Origin of the sequence: Pseudomonas batumici (assembly GCF_000820515.1) — a bacterium.
Taxonomy (GTDB): Bacteria; Pseudomonadota; Gammaproteobacteria; order Pseudomonadales; family Pseudomonadaceae; genus Aquipseudomonas; species Aquipseudomonas batumici.
Window position 1 is genome coordinate 1 of record NZ_JXDG01000082.1, and the last position, 18823, is coordinate 18823.

Annotated in this window: 16 protein-coding genes; 14 read left to right on the forward strand and 2 right to left on the reverse strand. The window is 64.6% G+C overall.

Going from position 1 to position 18823, the window contains the following annotated elements; all coding sequences use genetic code 11:
• The 4 genes from UCMB321_RS31120 to UCMB321_RS28030 form a co-directional block, all read left to right on the forward strand.
• On the forward strand, window positions 1-2384 hold a 2384-nt coding region (locus UCMB321_RS31120), incomplete at its 5' end, for an Ig-like domain-containing protein (protein WP_040071944.1).
• Window positions 2385-2460: 76 nt separating this feature from the next.
• The gene (locus UCMB321_RS28020) at window positions 2461-3975 is read left to right on the forward strand and encodes a TolC family protein (RefSeq protein WP_040071945.1); all 1515 of its coding nucleotides are present in this window, start codon (window positions 2461-2463) and stop codon (window positions 3973-3975) included.
• A gap of 93 nt (window positions 3976-4068) precedes the next feature.
• Window positions 4069-4860: an aspartyl/asparaginyl beta-hydroxylase domain-containing protein gene (locus UCMB321_RS28025; protein WP_040071946.1), complete on the forward strand. Its 792-nt coding sequence runs from the start codon at window positions 4069-4071 to the stop codon at window positions 4858-4860.
• Entirely contained in the window at window positions 4848-5837 is a 990-nt protein-coding gene (locus UCMB321_RS28030) for a sulfotransferase family protein (RefSeq protein ID WP_052451375.1), read from the forward strand. The genes UCMB321_RS28025 and UCMB321_RS28030 overlap by 13 nt, the downstream gene beginning before the upstream one ends.
• 155 nt (window positions 5838-5992) lie before the next feature.
• On the opposite strand, the gene UCMB321_RS28035 is transcribed toward UCMB321_RS28030, so the two are convergent.
• Window positions 5993-6760, reverse strand: a complete 768-nt coding sequence (locus UCMB321_RS28035) for a slipin family protein (protein WP_040071947.1) — start codon at window positions 6758-6760, stop codon at window positions 5993-5995.
• Window positions 6761-6771: 11 nt separating this feature from the next.
• Window positions 6772-7347 (reverse strand): NfeD family protein, encoded by a 576-nt coding sequence (locus tag UCMB321_RS28040; protein ID WP_052451376.1) that lies wholly within the window; start codon window positions 7345-7347, stop codon window positions 6772-6774.
• A 250-nt stretch (window positions 7348-7597) separates the two neighbouring features.
• On the opposite strand from UCMB321_RS28040, the gene UCMB321_RS28045 reads away from it, so the two are divergent.
• From UCMB321_RS28045 to pgaA, 10 genes are all read left to right on the forward strand, one after another.
• Entirely contained in the window at window positions 7598-8059 is a 462-nt protein-coding gene (locus UCMB321_RS28045) for an aminoacyl-tRNA deacylase (protein WP_040071948.1), read from the forward strand.
• Window positions 8060-8170: 111 nt separating this feature from the next.
• Complete coding sequence (locus UCMB321_RS28050; protein ID WP_040071949.1) at window positions 8171-8416, forward strand: DUF2789 domain-containing protein; 246 nt, start codon at window positions 8171-8173, stop codon at window positions 8414-8416.
• Window positions 8417-8507: 91 nt separating this feature from the next.
• On the forward strand, window positions 8508-8966 hold the full coding sequence (locus UCMB321_RS28055; RefSeq protein ID WP_040071950.1) for a MarR family winged helix-turn-helix transcriptional regulator: 459 nt from the start codon (window positions 8508-8510) through the stop codon (window positions 8964-8966).
• A complete protein-coding gene (locus UCMB321_RS28060) occupies window positions 8963-11047 on the forward strand; it encodes an FUSC family protein (RefSeq protein WP_040071951.1) in 2085 nt (694 codons plus the stop codon). Before UCMB321_RS28055 ends, UCMB321_RS28060 begins: the two co-directional genes overlap by 4 nt.
• Window positions 11044-11253, forward strand: coding sequence for a DUF1656 domain-containing protein (locus UCMB321_RS28065; protein WP_040071952.1), 210 nt, complete (start codon window positions 11044-11046; stop codon window positions 11251-11253). Before UCMB321_RS28060 ends, UCMB321_RS28065 begins: the two co-directional genes overlap by 4 nt.
• Window positions 11250-12149 (forward strand): efflux RND transporter periplasmic adaptor subunit, encoded by a 900-nt coding sequence (locus UCMB321_RS28070; RefSeq protein WP_040071953.1) that lies wholly within the window; start codon window positions 11250-11252, stop codon window positions 12147-12149. Before UCMB321_RS28065 ends, UCMB321_RS28070 begins: the two co-directional genes overlap by 4 nt.
• On the forward strand, window positions 12146-13594 hold the full coding sequence (locus UCMB321_RS28075; protein WP_040071954.1) for an efflux transporter outer membrane subunit: 1449 nt from the start codon (window positions 12146-12148) through the stop codon (window positions 13592-13594). Before UCMB321_RS28070 ends, UCMB321_RS28075 begins: the two co-directional genes overlap by 4 nt.
• Before the next feature lie 102 nt (window positions 13595-13696).
• The gene (locus tag UCMB321_RS28080) at window positions 13697-14332 is read left to right on the forward strand and encodes a hypothetical protein (protein ID WP_040071955.1); all 636 of its coding nucleotides are present in this window, start codon (window positions 13697-13699) and stop codon (window positions 14330-14332) included.
• A gap of 118 nt (window positions 14333-14450) precedes the next feature.
• Complete coding sequence (locus tag UCMB321_RS28085) at window positions 14451-15962, forward strand: YdgA family protein (RefSeq protein WP_040071956.1); 1512 nt, start codon at window positions 14451-14453, stop codon at window positions 15960-15962.
• Between the two features lie 370 nt (window positions 15963-16332).
• Window positions 16333-18816: a poly-beta-1,6 N-acetyl-D-glucosamine export porin PgaA gene (gene pgaA / locus UCMB321_RS28090; protein WP_040071993.1), complete on the forward strand. Its 2484-nt coding sequence runs from the start codon at window positions 16333-16335 to the stop codon at window positions 18814-18816.
• Window positions 18817-18823: the final 7 nt, after the last annotated feature.

Below are 18823 nucleotides of genomic sequence, written 5' to 3' on the forward strand. Positions count from 1 at the left end.
CCGTGCTCCCCACGGCGACCATCGTGGTGGCGAATCCGGCGTTGAACATCGGCTCGAGCTCTCTGGTGACCATTACCTTCAGCGAAGCGGTGACCGGCTTCAGCAACGCCGACCTGACGGTGGCCAACGGCACCTTGAGCGCGGTGAGCAGCAGCGACGGCGGTATCACCTGGACGGCGACCTTCACCCCGACCAGCAATATCACCGATACCAGCAATGTCATCGCCCTGGACAACACCACGGTGCACAACGCATCGGGCAACGCCGGCAGCGGCATCACCGACTCCAACAACTACAGCATCGACACCCAGCGGCCGACGGCGAGCATCGTGGTTGCCAACAACGCCCTGAATATCGGCGGCACGTCCCTGGTGACCATTACCTTCAGCGAGGCGGTGACCGGCTTCAGCAATGCCGACCTGACGGTCGCCAATGGCACCCTGAGCGCGGTGAGCAGCAGTGACGGCGGCATCACCTGGACGGCGACCTTCACCCCGACCAACAACATCACCCACACCGGCGACGTGATCAGCCTGAACAATACGGCTTACACGGACCTGGCCGGCAACACCGGGACGGGCACCACCGATTCCAACACCTACGCCATCGACACCCAGCGTCCGACGGCGAGCATCGTGATGGCGAATCCGGCGTTGAACGTCGGCTCGAGCTCCCTGGTGACCATTACCTTCAGCGAGGCGGTGACCGGCTTCAGCAACGCCGACCTGACGGTATCCAATGGCACCCTGAGCGCGGTGAGCAGCAGCGATGGCGGCGTCACCTGGACGGGGACCTTCACCCCGACCAACAACGTTCACGCCACCAGCAACGTCATCAGCCTGAACAACACGACCTATACCGACCTTGCGGGCAACGCCGGCACTGGCGTGACCAACTCGGCCAACTACACCATCGATACGGTGCGGCCGACGGCGACCATCGTGATGGCGAATCCGGCGTTGAACATCGGCTCGAGCTCTCTGGTGACCATTACCTTCAGCGAGGCGGTGACCGGCTTCAGCAATGCCGACCTGACGGTCGCCAATGGCACCTTGAGCGCGGTGAGCAGCAGCGACGGCGGTATCACCTGGACGGCGACCTTCACCCCGACCAACAACATCAGCCACAGCGGCAACGTGATCAGCCTGAACAACGCGGCCTACACGGACCTGGACGGCAACGCCGGGGCGGGCACCACCAACTCCAACACCTACGCCATCGACACCCAGCGTCCGACCGCGACCATCTCCGTGGCGAACAACAACCTGGGCATCGGCCAGACCACCACGGTGACCATCGCCTTCAGCGAAGCGGTGACCGGCTTCAACCTGTCCGAGCTCAGCGTGCCCAACGGCACCCTGTCCAACCTGGCCAGCGCCGACGGCGGCAAGACCTGGACCGCGACCTTGACGCCGACGGCGAATATCACCGATGCCACCAACCTGATCGTGCTGGACACCAGCCTGGTCAGCGATACCGCCGGCAATGCCGGGAACAGCATCGCGATTTCCAACAACTACGCGGTCGATGGCGATCGGCCAACGGCGACCATCAGCGTCGCCAACCCGAACCTGACCGCCGGCCAGACCACCGTCGTGACCTTCACCTTCAGCGAGAAAGTCAGCAACTTCGACCTGTCGGAGCTGAGCGTGGCCAACGGCGTCCTGTCCAACCTGGTCACCCGCGATGGTGGCAAGACCTGGACCGCGACCCTGACGCCGACGGCGAACATCAACGACCCGAGCAACTTCATCACCCTGGACAACAGCCAGGTCACGGACCTCGCCGGCAACGCCGGCACCGGCTTCGCCAACTCCAACAACTACACGATCAACACGATCTCGTTGGGCGGCGATCCGCAGTTCCGGGTGGATGGATCGGCGGCGCAATCGGTCGGGCCGAACCAACCGTTGCTGCCGTCGATCAGCATCGTGCCGACCGGCAACCTGGGTGCGCCGTTGGGCTTCCCGCCGTTGTTCGAACAGCGCACCTCGGGCGATGGCCTGCCGCCAGTGGGCAATATCTTCATCAACCACAACGCGCTGGCGCCGAGCTATATCGCCCAGGTGTTCAGCACCGACGGTGCCGGCAATGGCAACGCCAGTGGCTTCCTCGGTTTTGGCGGCGGCGATGGCGGGGTGTTCGGCAACAGTACCGTGTCGACGGTCTTCCACCACGAATCGACCAGCAACGATATCTCCAACGGCCAGGTCTTCGACCGCAACGGCAAGGGTCTGGGTGATCCGGCCCAGGGCGGGCGCGGCGCTTTCGGTGCGCCAACCCTGGGGCAGCAATTGCAGAAGATCAAAGATAACGAGCAGAAACAGCTGCATGAACTAGCCTGGGCGTTGGAACAAGTCGGCATCAGCGAAATGTCGGCCTGAACAATTTTGGGGATCTGCGCCGACGGTTGTCGGCGCCTATAAAAAAGAATGCGGTAGTCAGGGGGCGGTGCAAGGGATGAGAAGAAGTCATAAGTTGTTCAGCGTCAGTATGCTGGCGCTGGTAGTCAGTGGTTGTGCCGTCACCAGCCAGCCGATCGATCGTAGCGTCAGCGAACAACGCGCCAAGAGTGATATGCAGACCATGTTCAAGGATCAGGAGCCGTTGAGCGGCCCGCTGACCCTGCACGAAGCCATGGCCCGCGCGGTGAAGTACAACCTCGAAGGCCGGCTCAAGGTCATGGAAGAGGCCCTGGCCAAACGCCAGCTCGACCTCGCCAGCTTCGACATGCTGCCGCGCATGGCGCTGGACGCCGGTTATGCCGGGCGTAACAACGTCAGTGCCTCCAGCAGCCAGAGCGTCAGGACCGGGACCCAGTCCCTGGAACCGTCGACCTCCCAGGACCGTGACCGTCGCGTCGCCGACCTGACCATGGTCTGGAACGTGCTCGACTTCGGTGTGAGCTACATCAACGCCAAGCAGCAGGGCGACCAACGGCTGATCGTCCAGGAACGGCGGCGCAAGGTGGTCAACACCATCGTCCAGGACGTGCGCTCGGCCTACTGGCGTGCGGTGGCCGCCGAACGCCTGCTCAAGCAGATCGACAGCCTGATGGCGAGGGTCGAGCAGGCCCAGGGCAACAGCGAGAAAATGAGCGAACAGCGTATCGGCGATCCGGTCCAGGCCCTGGGTTACCAGCGTGCGTTGATCGTCGCCACGCGCGAGTTGGAAGAACAGCGCAAGGCGCTGACCCTGGCCAAGACCGAACTGGCGACCCTGATCAACCTGCCCATGGGCACCGAGCTGACCCTGGCGACCCCGGACAACTACGAGATCCCGGAACTCAAGGTCGACATGGCCAAGCTGGAACAGGAAGCCCTGGCCAGCCGTCCGGAACTGCGTGAACAGGACTACCAGACCCGCATCAGCGCCAACGAAACCCGCAAGGCCATGCTGCGCCTGCTGCCAGGCCTGGAGTTCTCCGCCGGCGGCCATTACGACAGCAACTCCTTCCTGGTCAACGACAAGTGGGCCGACTACGGCGTCAAGGTCACCTGGAACCTGTTCAACGTGATCTCCGCCCCGGCGGCCATCGACGTCGCCAAGGCCGGCGAAGAAGTGGCCACGGCGCGCCGCCAGGCCATGTCCATCGCGGTACTGGCCCAGCTTTACGTGGCCAATGCCAACTACCGTGAAGCGCTGCGCCAGTTCAATACCAGCCAGCAACTGTCGAGCATCGACGGGCAGATCGTCGGGCAGCTGCGCAACCGCTACAAGGCGGCGGGGTTGGGCGAACTGGACCTGATCCAGGGCGAACTCAACACCTTGCAGGCCGACCTGCGCCGCGACCTGGCCTATGCCGACCTGCGCAACGCCTACGGGCAGATCTTTGCCAGCGCCGGGCTCGACCCGCTGCCGCCGGAGGTGTCCTCGACCAAGATCCAGGCGATTGCCGGGGCCTTGGCCGCGCGTGAATCCGAGTGGGCGGCGGGCAAGATCGATGAGCCTGTGAGCCATGCCCAGGGGCAATGACCGACTGGCCCCGGGAGCCAGCCTCCAGCTTGGTCCGCGCGAGGCCCGTGGCGGGTGCCGACTCGACGGCGCACGCGCGGACGGAGCCGGCTTTTGAGCCTGCCGGCGTTTTCCCGCCTGCCTGTCGCCGTGGACCTGCCACTGTTGCTGCAGGCCTTGACGCAGTTGGGTGAGAGCGCCTGGGTGGCGCATTTCAATAGCGATTACTACGCGGGCGAGTGGAGTGGGGTGGCGCTGATTTCCGCCAGCGATGCCCTCGGCGAACTGGCGCCGGGCAAGGGCGAAGCCGTTGCGCGCAAGCCCTGGCTGGAAGACCCGAAATGGTCCTATGGCTTGCAGGGCCTGCCCCTGGAAATCCGCTCGGCGCGCCTGCTGCGACTGGGGCCAGGCGGGCGGATCCATGAACACCGCGATTATGATCTCGGTGCCCCGGACGCCGATCGGCGCCTGCATATTCCCCTGCTCAGCCCGCCCGACGTGGAGTTCATGCTCGATGGGCAACGCATTCCCATGAAGGCCGGCGAATGCTGGTTTCTCGATCTGTCGCGGCCCCACAGCGTCGACAATTGGGGGGATCGGGCGCGGGTCCATCTGGTGCTCGACTGTCGTCCGAATGCCTGGCTGGAACAGCAGATCGCCGCGGGCTTGCCGAGTACCCCGGCCCCTGGCCTGGGGCGGGCCGCCGTGGCGCTCGAGCAGTTTCGCCAGTGGCTGGAGCGTGACCCGCAACTGTGTCGGGAACTCCAGGCGCAAACGGACAGCGAGGGCTTTATTACCCGCACCCTGGAGCGAGCCGCCGCCCACGGCCTGCATTTCGCCCGTTCGGACCTGTGCGCGGCCATGGCCCGGGGCCGTCGCAACTGGAATCAACCATGGACGGCCTGAAGGACTGGTTGCCGATTCGCGTCTGGCGCGAAGACGCGCATTGGCGTGTCGACTGGTGCTGGTTCGGTGAGCACCGGCTGGACCAGCCGTTCTTTGGCGATTCGGTGGACGACGCCCTGCAGCTGCCGTTCAACCAGGCCTTCCGGCGTGAAACGCCGCTGGCGGTGCTCAGCGAATGGCAGGTGCCGGCCGTGGCGCCGAGCGCATTCATCTACCACGCCTCGCGGTGCGGTTCGACGCTGATCGGCCAGATGTTGGCGCAGTTGGACAGCCATATCGTGATCAGCGAGCCGCCGCCCCTGGACCGGCTGTTGCGTGACCACCTCGATCCGCAGGAGCGGCGTGCGGCGTTGCACGGCCTGCTGGCGGCCTACGGCCAGCGGCGGCGTGGCGGCGAGGAGGCACTGGTGATCAAGCTGGATGCCTGGAATATCGGCGAGTTGCCGTTGTTGCGCGAATGCTTTCCCGAGACGCCCTGGCTGTTCCTGTACCGCGATCCGCTGGAAATTGCCGTGTCCCACGTGCGCCGGGCCGGCATGCACATGGTCCCGGGGATGCTCGGCAGCAGCTCGCTGGACACCCCGGGGCAGGACGATTCGCGGGAAGACTATATCGCCGCGCGCCTGGGGCGGATCCTCCAGCAGGGCTGGGAGCACTGTGTGGCCTTTGGCGGTTTGCCGGTCAACTACAGCGAGTTGCCGGGGGCGTTTGACGGACACCTGGGGGCGTTCTTCGGGCTCGATTCCGGGCAACGCGACCAGTTGTTTTCCGTGGTACGGCAGCATGCCAAGCAGCCGGACCAGGTGTTTGTGCCGGATGGTCAGGACAAGCACCGGGAAGCGTCCGAGCGGCTCAGGGAACGGGTGGCGCACTGGGCCGAGGGGCCTTATCAGGCACTGGAAACCTTGCGAGCGGAACGCAACCCTCCAGGTGCAGCCGGCCGACGCCCTCTTGTGCGCAATGGCCGTCAACGCTGACCCGGGCTTTCTTTGTGGGAGCCGGCTTGCCGGCGATGGCGGCCGGACAATCGACGCAAGACTTGCGGGCCTCATCGCTGGCAAGCCAGCTCCTACAGTGACCGCGTTCGCCGTAGCTGCGAGTTAAGGGGCAATACCGTATCTCCAAGGTGGCGTCAGGCCTGACCTTTCGCCGACAAATCCGCCATGCCTTTGAGCAACTCGATCGGCAGCGGAAACACGATGGTCGAACTCTTGTCCCCGGCAATCGACGACAAGGTCTGCATATAACGCAACTGCATGGCCCCCGGCTGGCGCCCGAGCATCTCGGCGGCCTGCATCAGTTTCTCCGAAGCCTGCAATTCACCTTCGGCATGGATCACCTTGGCCCGCCGCTCCCGTTCGGCCTCGGCCTGCTTGGCGATGGCGCGGATCATCGATTCGTTGAGGTCGACGTGCTTGATCTCGACGTTGGCCACCTTGATCCCCCAGGCATCGGTCTGGGCGTCCAGCACCTGCTGGATATCGGCGTTGAGCTTTTCCCGCTCGGCCAGCAGTTCATCCAGTTCGTGCTTGCCCAGCACCGCGCGCAACGTGGTCTGGGCCAGTTGGCTGGTGGCGGCGAGGAAATTTTCCACCTGGATAATCGCCTTCTGGGGATCGAGCACGCGGAAATACAGCACCGCATTGACCTTCACCGAGACGTTATCGCGGGTGATCACGTCCTGCGGCGGGACATCGTGGACCACGGTGCGCAGGTCGACCCGGACCATTTGCTGCACCAGCGGAATCAAGATGATCAGTCCAGGGCCCTTGACCTGCCAGAAGCGTCCGAGCTGGAACACCACGCCGCGCTCGTATTCGCGCAGGATGCGAAAGGTCGACGCCGCGAGCATCAGCAGCAGGAACGCGAGTAGCGCGCCTGAACCCAATTGCAGGACCATGATCAATCTCCTCACCCGGGCGGGTCGTCAACGGCTTTCACTTCCAGCAGCAGGCCCTTGCGCGCGATCACCTGGACTTGTTGGCCGGGATGCAGCGGGGTTGGGCTCTGGATCTGCCAGTTTTCGCCTTGCAAGCGCACCCAGCCGGCACAGGCATTGTCGGTTTTCAGGGCGGTCACCAGGGTCCGGCTGCCTTCCAGCCCGGCGTCGCCGCTGACCACCTGGCGCTGGCGGGCCTTGTAGACCGCGCCGATCAAGCCGACCAGCAAGAGCACCGCGATCAGCAGCAGAGTGAGTTTCAACGGGCGCGAGGTGTTGTCGCCGAATACCTGTGGGTCGAGCAGGATCAGCATGCCCATCACGACCGCGACGAGACCGCCGAAGCCGATTGCGCCGAAGCTTGGCATCAGGGCTTCGGCCACGATAAGGGCGATGCCCAGCAGGATCAGCCCGGCACCGGAGTCGTCGATGGGCAGCACAAGCAGGGTCACGACGGAGTCGGCCCCTTCGGCAAGCTGGGGCCCGACCGGCCAGACGATCAGCCACCCGAACAACAGCCAGGCCCACCAGTAGTAACGATGGCTCACTTGAGTTCTCCGCGAGTTTCGTCACCCCCATTAGTCAAAGTCTAGTCGAGCCGTGGTGCTGCGCCGGATAAACGCCGGCCCACGGCCTTCCACCGGGCTTTTAGACCTGACCCGACTATCGAGCGGCGGTGATAGCGAGAACGGTTACTGAGGTTAAGCCGACGCCTGGCGATGAACTGCCTAGACTCTTATCCAAGGAATGCAGCAAACCCATCGCCCTGGGGCATTCGGCAGGGCTCGGAGGTGCATCATGCGCATGGCAAAAACTGTACAACGCAGCCTGGAACAGGCGCGTTGCGAATTCGACATCGTCACTCACCCTCATTCGTCCAGCAGCCTGGAAACTGCCCGTTTGGCGGGTATTCCGGCCGAACGCATGGCCAAGTCGGTGGTGCTCGACGACCAACACGGTCATTACCTGATGGCGGTACTGCCCGCCAGCCAGCACCTGGACCTGAGCAAGGTCCGCGGTGCCAGTACCTGGCAGATCAGCCGGGAAAGCACCCTGGCCTATCTGTTCCAGGATTGCGAACGCGGGGCCGTGCCGGCGCTGGGTGAGTCCTATGGCCTGAAGATGGTGGTCGACCCGATGCTGACCCGTCAGCAGGACATCTACCTGGAAGCCGGCAATCACAACAACCTGGTGCATATGCAAATGGACCAGTTCCTGAAACTGGTGCCCCATGCCGAGGTGTGCGAGCTCTCTCAATGAGCCTCGTACGCTGTCGGCTTTCCACTCACGCGGTGCTGCACGGCGGGGACGCGCTTGTTCGCGAAACCGCCTGACCGGCATCGCCCTTTCCTTGAATCCCGGAGCCCCCCGATGGAATCACCTGAGCACAGCCTGCCGTCCCTGTTCAAACAACTGGGCCTGCCCGATGACCCCGTCAGCATCGACCGCTTCATCGCCACCCATTCGCCGCTCAAGCCGGAGCTGCATCTGGCGGATGCCTTTTTCTGGACCCAGTGCCAGGCGGACTTCCTGCGTGATGAGATCCTGGACGATGCCGACTGGGCGGAAGTGGTGGACCAGTTGGATGTGTTGTTGAGGAAGGGGCGAGGCGTTTGACGCGCAGGATGAAGTAATTGTTTCAAAACTTGACGACCCACCGGCTGATGCGAGATATTGATAGTTAGCAAACTAACAATGCGAATCTGCCGTGTCCAAGCCCCTCGAACAGCTGCACAAGCACATCAGTGCCGGCCTCGTTGTCGCCTCGCGCCATTGGCGCCGGGTGTGCCAGGCCACGCTGGTCAACTATGGGATCTCCGAAGCCTGTGCCATGCCGTTGTTGCTGGTTGGTCGCATGGGGCCGGGCGTACGCCAGGTGACCGTGGCCCAGGAGGCGGGGATGGAAAGCCCGTCGTTGGTGCGCCTGCTCGACCAGTTGTGCAATGCCGGCTATGTGCTGCGCAGCGAAGACCCCAGCGACCGCCGGGCCAAATGCCTGAGCCTGACCGAGGCCGGCGAGCGCCTGATGCAGGACATCGAAATCGAATTGATACGCCTGCGCTCTGAAGTGCTCGACGGTATCGAACCGGGCGACCTGGAGGCGGCGCTGCGGGTGATTCGCGCCTTCGAGGCGGCCGGGCAGAACCTGGGAGTGGCGAACCCGTGAACGGTTTCTGGACCGGCATGCCCCCCGCTCGCGACTGGTTCTACGGCGTGCGCACCTTCGCCGCCTCGATGATCGCGCTGTATATCGCCTTGCTGATGGAGTTGCCACGTCCGTACTGGGCCATGGCCACCGTCTACATCGTCTCCAGCCCCTTTGTCGGCCCCACCAGCTCCAAGGCCCTGTACCGTGCGGTCGGGACCTTTCTCGGCGCCTCGGCGGCGGTGTTTTTCGTCCCGCTGTTCGTGCAGACCCCGTTCCTGCTGGCGGTGGCGATCGCGCTCTGGACCGGCATCCTGCTGTTTCTCTCGTTGCACCTGCGCACCGCCAACAGCTACGCGCTGATGCTCGCCGGCTACACCATGCCGATGATCGCCCTGCCGGTGGTGGACAACCCCCTGGGAGTGTTCGATGTGGCGGTGTCGCGGACCGAGGAAATCTTCCTCGGCATCGTCGTGGCGGCGGTGGTCGGCAGCATGTTCTGGCCCCGGCGCCTGGCGCCGGTGTTCATCGATGCGGCCGGCAAATGGTTCGGCGACGCCTCCACCTACAGCCTGCGCTTTCTCTCGCGCAACGTGCAGACCGATGAAGTCAGCGCCCTGCGCGCGTCGATGGTCGCCACCTTCAACAGCCTGGAGCCGATGATCGGCCAGTTGTCCCACGAAGGCGCCAGGCCGCAGACCGTGCGCAACAGCAAGGAACTGCGCGGACGGATGATCCACCTGCTGCCGGTGGTCGATGCCCTCGACGACGCCCTGTACGCCCTGGAACGCCGCACGCCGGAACTGGTGGCGCGTTTCACGCCCTTGCTCGAAGCCGCCGGCGAGTGGCTGGCGGGCACTGTGCAGGACGCCTCGGTCGAGCGTTGGCAAGCCTTGCGCGGCCAGTTGGAAAGCCTGCAACCCAGCGCGGTCGAACTGGACGACCGGCGCCAGTTGCTGTTCTCCAATGCGCTCTACCGCCTCGGCGAGTGGATCGACCTGTGGCAGGACTGCCGCAGCCTGCAACACGCCATCCAGTGTGAAAGCCAGGACAACTGGCGCGCGGTCTACCGGCACTGGCGCCTGAGCCGGCTGACCCCCTTCCTCGACCGCGGGCTGATGCTCTATTCGGTGGCCTCGACCGTCGCTGCGATCATCCTCGCCTCGGTGCTGTGGATCCTGCTGGGCTGGACCGACGGTGCCAGCGCGGTGATCCTGGCGGCGGTGGCCTGCAGTTTCTTCGCGGCGATGGACGACCCGGCGCCGCAGATCTACCGGTTCTTTTTCTGGACCGCGCTATCGGTGATCTTCGCCAGCCTCTACCTGTTCGTGGTGCTGCCCAACCTGCACGACTTCCCGATGCTGGTGCTGGCCTTCGCCGTGCCCTTCATCTGCGTCGGCACCCTCACCGTGCAGCCGCGTTTCTACCTGGGCACCCTGCTGACCATCGTCAACACCTCGTCCTTCATCAGCATTTCGGGCGCCTACGACGCCGACTTCCTCAACTTCGCCAACTCCAACCTGGCCGGTCCCGTGGGGTTGCTGTTCGCCTTTGTCTGGACCCTGGTGGCGCGACCCTTCGGCGCCGAGTTCGCGGCCAAGCGCCTGACCCGCTTCAGTTGGCGCGACATCGTCGGACTGACCGAGCCCGCGACCCTGGCCGAGCACCGGCACATGGGCGTGCAGATGCTCGACCGCCTGATGCAGCACCTGCCGCGCCTGGCCATGACCGGCCAGGACACCGGCGCGGCGCTGCGTGAGCTGCGGGTGGCGCTCAACCTGCTCGACCTGCTGGCCTACACGCCGCGCGTGACGGGGGTGGCCAATGGGCTGCTCAAGCAGGTTGTGGAGGAGGTCGGCGAGTATTTCCGTGCCTGTCTCAAGGCTCGTGAACGTCTGCCGGCGCCCGCCGCGCTGCTGATGACCATGGACCGCACCCGCCGGGCCCTGGGTTCCCAGGGGCTGGACGACGGCGAAACCCGCCTGCACCTGCTGCACGCCTTGAGCGGACTGCGCCTGGCGTTGCTGCCGGGGGTCGAGTTCGTGGCGAGCGCCGAGCAACAGGAAACCCTTCCCCATGGGATCGATGGAGCGCCTTTATGATCGGTGACCTGGATATCAGCGGGGTGTTCCTGCCCACGCTGCTGGTGCTGATGGGCATTACGTACGCGCTGTACCTGGTGGTGCACGGGCTGTTGACGCGCCTCCACTTCTACCGCCTGGTCTGGCACCGGGCCTTGTTCAACGTCGGTCTCTACGCTTTGTTGCTGGGCGTTGTGGATTCGTTCAGTCGATACCTGATGACATGAAAAAACCTCTTTTGACCATTGGCCGTGTAGTCCTGACTTCGCTGGTGGTGATCTTCGCCTGCCTGGTGGTCTGGCGCATGGTGATGTACTACATGTTCGCGCCCTGGACCCGGGACGGGCATATCCGCGCCGATATCGTGCAGATCGCCCCGGACGTGTCCGGCCTGATCCAGCAGGTGCAGGTGCGCGACAACCAGCCGGTGAGCCGCGGCCAGGTGCTGTTCAGCATCGACCAGGACCGCTTCAAGCTGGCGCTGCGCCAGGCCAAGGCCGCCGTGGCTGACCGTCAGGAAACCCTGGCCCAGGCCCAGCGCGAGAACAAGCGCAACCGTGGCCTGGGCAACCTGGTGGCCGGCGAGCAGCTGGAAGAAAGCCAGTCGCGGGTCGCCCGCGCCGAACTGGCCCTGGCCGAGGCCCAGGTGGCGGTGGACGCCGCGCAGTTGAACCTCGACCGCTCGGTGATCCGCAGCCCGGTGGACGGCTACGTCAACGACCGCGCACCCCGTGAACAGGAGTTCGTCACGGCCGGGCGGCCGGTGCTGTCGGTGGTGGACAGCAGTTCCTTCCATATCGATGGCTATTTCGAGGAAACCAAGCTCGATGGCATCCAGGTCGGCCAGGCCGTGGACATCCGGGTGATCGGCGACAATGCGCGGTTGCGCGGGCATGTCGAAAGCATCGTCGCCGGTATCGAGGACCGTGACCGCACCAGTGGCTCGAACCTGCTGCCCAACGTCAACCCGGCGTTCAGCTGGGTGCGCCTGGCCCAGCGGATTCCGGTACGGATTGCCTTCGACGACGTGCCGGCGGACTTTCGCATGATCGCCGGGCGTACGGCCACGGTGTCGATCATCGATGACGCCAAGGTCGCGCCGAAGAAAGAGGCCGCGCAATGAAACCGTTGGCGCAAGTCGCGACCCTCGGCCTGGGCCTGATGTTGTCGGCGTGCTCGATCGTCGGCCCGGATTATCACCTGCCCGCCGATTCGGCGATGCAACGCAAGGACCTGCAAGGGAACATGGCCGGCGAAGGCGACAATGTGGTGTCGGCGCCGGTGCCGAGCGATTGGTGGCGCCTGTACCAGGACCCGCGCCTGGATGAGCTGGTGCGCCAGGCGTTGGCGTCCAACACCGATCTGCGGGTGGCGGCGGCGAGCCTGTCGCGGGCCCGGGCCCAGGTGGAAGAGGCCGAGGCGGCCGGCGGCTTCAGTGCCGGGGTGAAGGCCGGTGCCGAGCGTTTGCAGGAGTCCGGCCAGGCCTTCCTGCTGCCGGAAAAGGTTCCTGTGGCCAACGTCGGCGATATTGCGCTATCCGTGTCCTATCAGTTCGATCTGTGGGGGACTTTGCAACGGGGTATCGAGGGGGCGAAGGCCAATGCCGACGCGACCCAGGCGGCGGGCGACGTGGCCCGGATCACCCTGGTGGCGGATGTGGTGCGTTCCTATACCCAGATCTGCGCGGCCAACGAAGAGCGCGAGATCGCCGAGAAGTCCGTCGAGCTGCAAGCCCAGAGCACCGAGCTGACCAAGCGTCTGCGTGATGCCGGGCGCGGCGACGAAACCCAGGTCACCCGGTCCCAGACCCAGTTCAAATCCCTGCGCGCCGAACTGCCGCGCTACCAGGCCGCGCGCCAGGCCGGCTTGTTCCGCCTGTCGATGTTGCTGGCCAAACCCCTGGACCAGTTGCCGGCCGGTGTCGCCGATTGCGCGTCGCTGCCGCATATCGCCCAGTTGCTGCCGGTGGGCGACGGCGCCGAGCTGCTCAAGCGCCGTCCGGATATCCGCCAGGCCGAACGCCGGCTGGCGGCGGCGACGGCCGGTATAGGCGTCGCCACGGGCGAGCTGTACCCGAACATCAGCATCGGCGCCACGGTGGGCTCGGTCGGTATGCTGAAGGATCTTGGCCAGCCGTCGACCAATCGCTGGGGCTTCGGACCGGCGATCAGCTGGACGGTGCCGACCAACGGCGCGCGGGCGCGCATCCGCGAAGCCGAGGCCACCACCCAGGGTGCCCTGGCGCATTTCGACGGCGTGGTGCTCAATGCCGTCCGCGAAACCCAGACCAGCCTGGCCCAGTACACCGCGCAGCTCGACCGCCGCGATGCCCTGGCCGATGCCGAGCAGTCGGCCAGGCAGGCGGCGGACCAGACGCATCGCTTCTACACCGCCGGTCGCGCGTCATTCCTGGCGGACCTGCAGGCGACCCGCACCTACACCGATGTGCGGGCACAGCTGGCGGCGGCCAACACCCAGGTGGCGATGAGTCAGATCGAACTGTTCCTGGCCCTCGGCGGCGGTTGGGAAAGCGGACGAACGCCACCTGCCGAGCACGCGAAACCCTGAGTCCGTTGCTATGCTCCTAACTATCGGCTGGTCGCCGTTGGTTGGGAGTGTTGGGTGAATCCTAACCATCGTGGTCAGCATGGCTCGATGGGGATTCTCATAATGAAAAACCCTTATGCTCCTGGTTTCTGGTGTGCCGTGGTGGCACTGGTTCTGCTCTCGGCGACGTATTTTTATGGCGTCATGCTGGCGCAGCAGATCGATAAGGCGTTGATCTTTCTCGACAGCGCCACGGCGTTGATCGCGGTGATGTCCATCAGCATGGTGGCCTGGGCCAGCTACCAGGCGCAGCAGGTGAAGAAACGCCAGTTGTCCCAGAGCAAGACCCTGGTGTTGGTCTGGGACACCAAGGTCGCCCTGCGTCGTGTCGAAACCGTCTTCGACCGGTATTTCTGGGGCAGCTATTGGCAACCGGGCCGGACCTTCCAGGAGGTCATGGGCGAACTCACCGGGACCCCGCTGGAAAAAAGCCTTGAAGCGCTGAAAAGCCAATGCCTGAAACTCGACCGCGAAGTGGCCCATGACGAGCGCCACTGGCTGAGCAACGCCCGCGAATTGTCCGATGTCGCCACGGCCATGGCCCGCGAACGCTATCAGCTGGACGTCTGCGACCCGCGTAACGACTCGCCGAACGGGGTGGTGATCAACCGCGACTTCGAGGTGCTGGTGTACACCTGGACCGCACGGCTGAAAACCTTCGATCATCAGTTGGATGAGATGGAAGTCCAGTATTCCTGAGCAACCCCGTCTCGGCAAATGCTACCCTAGGCGCCTTCGGGCATTGTCGAGCCGGCTCCGATCAGGGGTCAGGAAGACCAGCATTTCTCCATGCAACGGATATCGATCGGATCAATTCATGAATAAATCAGCAGGATTGCTTTTAGGTTTTGTCGTGGTGGTCGGCGCGGTGAGCAGCGTCGGCGCGTGGTACACCGGCAATCAGTTGGAAGGGGTACTGAACACCTCGATCCAGGATGCCAACCAACAGTTGAAAATCGCCCTGGCCAGCACCGGCGGCAGCGCGAATGTCGAGCTGGTGTCGCTGGATCGCCACCTGTTCAGCAGCACCGCGCACTACCGCGTCAAGCTGCAGAACCTGCAGGCCGGTGAACAGAAGAAGGACATCGAGCTGCTGTTCGTCGACCATATCGAGCACGGGCCGTTGCCGTGGTCGCGTCTCAAGGCCCTGAAGCTGGCGCCGGTGATGGTCTACAGCAACTACGAGCTGGAAAAGAGCGACACCACCGCCCCGTGGTTCGACGCCGCCAAGGGCGCCGCGCCGCTCAAGGGCCAGATTGCCCTGGGCTACAACCGCTCGGTGGAGGGCAATATCGAACTGGTGCCGCTGGACTTCGCGCCGGACGCCACCACCCACCTGAAATTTTCCGGGCTGAGCCTGGCGCTGAGCGCCAGCGACCAGGCGGCCAAGATCAAGCTCAACGGCTATATGGACAACCTCAAGGTGTCCGCGGTGTCTCCAGAGCAGGGACCGGTACAGGTCGAACTGAACGGCCTGACCCTGGCCAGCGACCTGGCCAAGAGCGGTTTGGGTTTCTACCTGGGGCAGAACATCCTGGAGCTGAGCGAGACCAAGGTGACCTACGGGGTCAAGCCGGCGGTGGTCACGATCAAGGGTTTCGAGCAGAAGGACTCGACGGAAGCGGCGGGCAATGTGCTCTCCGGACGACTGGCCTATAACGTGGCCTCCATCGACTACAACGACAAGCCGGTGGGCAGCGCCCAGATGAGCTGGACGGCGAAGAACCTGGATTTTCCGGCGATGCAATCGCTGATCAAGCTGTACCAGGTCCAGTTGGAGGCGCTGCAAAAGGCCCAGGCGGCAGGGGTTCAAGACCCTGAGGCGGCGGTACCGGAACTGACCCCGGCCCAGCAGACCCAGGCCGAAGCCGACATCAAGCAATTGTTGGCCGGCAAGCCGCAGATCGCCCTGGAAAACTTCTCGTTCAAGACCGCCAACGGCGAGAGCCGCGCCAGCCTGCTGGTGGACCTGACCAACCCGTCCTCCACCGAGCTGCCGCCGGTGGAGTTGGGCAAGCAACTGGTCTCGCAGCTGGATGCCAAGGTGTTGCTGTCCAAGCCGATGATCTCCGACCTGGCCGGCCTGCAGGCGCAGATCCAGGGCCAGAGCGACCCCAAGGCCGTCGCCCAGCAAGCCTCGACGGCCAGTGAAATGGCCGGCACCATGGCGTTGTCCACGGAGATGGCGACCGTGCAAGGCAACGACATCGTCTCCGCGCTGCACTACGCGGGCGGCCAGGTGGACTTCAACGGGCAGAAGATGCCGGTGGAAGACTTCATCACCCTGCTGCTGACCAAGTTCGGCGGCCAGGGTGGCGAACAGCCTTGAGCCTGGTGTCCAACTTGGGGGTGACGCTGTCCAGCCGATACCCATAGGGCACCCTCGGCGCAACTCAAGGGCATCGAGTTGCGCCGTCGGCTCGACGAGGCCGATGAAAGCCTGGTCCGGGCCGATGGCCCACTGCTGACCCTCTTCGATCCCTACAGACGCTTTGCCTGCCACTGTGGCAGGACTGACGCAGAGGCGCTCCAGGTCTTTTTGGCAACGATGTCCGAATAACGCTTGGCGCTGATTTTTTCGTCTAACCTTCGTGATAGGCAGTGGGGGGGCTGCATGGCCACTGTCGTTAAGCTCCATGCTGAGTTTCTGGATCAGGCAGGAGCATTGGACTCCGGCTATCACTGGGGAAATGGACGATATGCCGCGTAACGCTCTTTTCTGCCTGGGGGGCAGATTGCACCCGTTGCTGGGGGTGGCGCTGTGTAGCCAGCTGCTGTGGCCTCTCAATGCCTTGGCCGACACGGCCTACGACCAACTGATCCGGCAAGCCCGTGACGGCAGTTACACGCCGGCGCTGGTGCACTTGCGGCAACTGCCCGCCGCACAACAATCCACCGGTCAGATCAGCGATCACCTGCTGATCGCCAGTTGGGCCGGGTTGGATGCCGAAGTGGTCAGCGTCTATGAAACCCAGGGCGCCCAGCGGACCCTGCCGACCCAGGCCCTGAGCGCCGTCGCCCATGCCTATCGCAACCTGAAACGCTGGAATGATGCCGAGCGCCTTTATCGCCTGGCCCTGCAGCGCGACCCGCAGAATGCCGACCTGCAACTGGGCCTGGCGGTTACCGAGGCCGATGGCGGTGATCCCCAGGATGCAGTGCGCCGGGCGCGCGAGCAGGTCGCCAGGCAGCCCAATGATCCGGCCCGGCGCATGGCCCTGGGGTACGCGCTGACCCGTTCGGGTGCCAACAATGAAGCCTTGTTCGAGTACGACCAGGCCTTTGTCCGCGCCTCGGACAAACCCGAGGTCATTCGTGAATACCTGTTCGCCCTGGAGCGCGTGCGCATGCCGGAACCGGCCTTGCGCCTGGCCCAGCGGTATCCCGGGCTGATCGATGCGGCGGCGACCCGACGCCTTGAAGGCGAACTGGCTGCCGAGCGCGTGCGCCTGGCCGAATTGCCGACCCGCAGTGAGACAGAACGGTTTGTCATCGCCGATCGGGCATTGGCCGACTATGACCATTTGCTCGCCAGCGCGGCCGCGGACCCGCAAGCCCATGACGATGGGGTGCGCTGGCGGATTGACCGCTTGGGCGCGCTCAAGGCCAGGGCACGCAACGCCCAGGTAGTGGCCGAGTACCAGGCTTTGCTCGACGAAGGCGTGACGATCCCGGTCTACGCCCTGCGCTGGGTGGCGGCGGCCTATCTTGGGGTCCGCCAGCCGGAGCAGGCCGTGGTGCTGTATCGCCAGGTCCTCGCGTCGCCGGAGGCGGATCCCGCAAACCGGGTGGAGGACACCTCGGCGCTGGCCTATGCATTGGTTGAAACCGACCAGCCGGATGCAGCGCGTACGGTGGCGGACGATCTGGCCAAAGAGGTGCCGCCGCGCCATTTCCTCAAGGGTGGACCGGATGGCGTGGCCAACGACGAGTGGGTGGATGCCCGGCAGCTGGCGGCCCAGATGGGGCTCCATGACGGAGCCCTGCCAACCAGCGAGAAAAACCTGGAGGAACTGGCCGTGCGGGCGCCAGGGGCGGTCGGCATGCGTGCGGCGGAGGCCGACATGTACCTGGCGCGTGACTGGCCGCGTCGTGCCGAGGCGCTGAACAAGGAAACCGAAAGTGCGGTACCGCGCGACCTGTCGCTGGAAATCTCCCAAGGCAATACCGCACTGGCGTTGCAGGAGTGGCGTCAGCTCGACGTGCTCACCGACGACGTCTCCCAGCGCTTTCCAGAGAGTCCGCGGGTCCAGCGCCTGGAGCGTCTGCGTGACGTTCATGATATGGCCGAACTGCGGGTGGAGGCCTATACCGGCAAGAGCTTCGGCGGCGGCAACGGCACCGATCCCGGGGTGGTCACCGGCACCCGTGACTACGGTATTGAAAGCGTGCTCTACAGCCCGCCGATCAACGAAAACTGGCGACTGTTCGCCGGGGCCGGCTACGCCTTCGCCCGCTTCTCCGAAGGCGACGCCCGGCGTCGCTGGCAACGCCTCGGGGCGGAGTATCGAGCCCGCGACATGACCCTCGAAGCCGAGGTCTCCAACCAGTCCTTCGGCTACGGCGACAGGCTCGGGGCGCGCCTGGCGGCTGCCTTCGATATCGACGATCACTGGCAATACGGCGCCAGTCTCGAACGTCTGGCGGCGGCCACGCCCTTGCGTGCCTTGAAGCACGACATCACGGCCGACTCGGCGAGCGGTTTCCTGCGCTGGCGCGCCAACGAAAGCCGCGAATGGAAGCTGGCCGTGACGCCCTCGCATTTCAGCGATGGCAACAATCGCACCGAGGTGCTGTTGACAGGGCGCGAGGGCATCTACAGCACGGCTCATGTGCACGTGGATCTGGGTCTGGAGGTCAGTGCCAGTCACAACAGCGAGAACCAGGACGTGCCGTACTTCAACCCCAAGTCCGATTTCAGCGTGTTGCCGACGGTGAATGTCGACCACGTTCTTTATCGCCGTTACGAAACCCAGTGGAGCCAGCAGTTCCAGGTGGGGGCCGGGAGCTACAGCCAGCGCGACTTCTCGACCGGGGCGATCGCACTGTTGGGCTATGGCCAGAAGGTGAGCTGGAACGATGTGCTTGAGGTCGGGGCGAACCTGAGCTGGATCAGCCGCCCCTATGACGGCAACCGCGAACGCGACGTGCGGTTGCTCGTCGACTTGACCTACCGTTTCTAGGAGGGGT

Excerpts from the sequence above, each read along its gene's own strand:
- UCMB321_RS28045 (WP_040071948.1), top strand. The coding sequence starts at position 7,598 with ATGCGCATGGCAAAAACTGTACAACGCAGCCTGGAACAGGCGCGTTGC.
- UCMB321_RS28050 (WP_040071949.1), top strand. The coding sequence starts at position 8,171 with ATGGAATCACCTGAGCACAGCCTGCCGTCCCTGTTCAAACAACTGGGC.
- UCMB321_RS28075 (WP_040071954.1), top strand. The coding sequence starts at position 12,146 with ATGAAACCGTTGGCGCAAGTCGCGACCCTCGGCCTGGGCCTGATGTTG.
- UCMB321_RS28035 (WP_040071947.1), bottom strand. The coding sequence starts at position 6,760 with ATGGTCCTGCAATTGGGTTCAGGCGCGCTACTCGCGTTCCTGCTGCTG.
- UCMB321_RS28065 (WP_040071952.1), top strand. The coding sequence starts at position 11,044 with ATGATCGGTGACCTGGATATCAGCGGGGTGTTCCTGCCCACGCTGCTG.
- UCMB321_RS28080 (WP_040071955.1), top strand. The coding sequence starts at position 13,697 with ATGAAAAACCCTTATGCTCCTGGTTTCTGGTGTGCCGTGGTGGCACTG.
- UCMB321_RS28085 (WP_040071956.1), top strand. The coding sequence starts at position 14,451 with ATGAATAAATCAGCAGGATTGCTTTTAGGTTTTGTCGTGGTGGTCGGC.
- UCMB321_RS28030 (WP_052451375.1), top strand. The coding sequence starts at position 4,848 with ATGGACGGCCTGAAGGACTGGTTGCCGATTCGCGTCTGGCGCGAAGAC.
- UCMB321_RS28070 (WP_040071953.1), top strand. The coding sequence starts at position 11,250 with ATGAAAAAACCTCTTTTGACCATTGGCCGTGTAGTCCTGACTTCGCTG.
- pgaA (WP_040071993.1), top strand. The coding sequence starts at position 16,333 with ATGCCGCGTAACGCTCTTTTCTGCCTGGGGGGCAGATTGCACCCGTTG.
- UCMB321_RS28020 (WP_040071945.1), top strand. The coding sequence starts at position 2,461 with ATGAGAAGAAGTCATAAGTTGTTCAGCGTCAGTATGCTGGCGCTGGTA.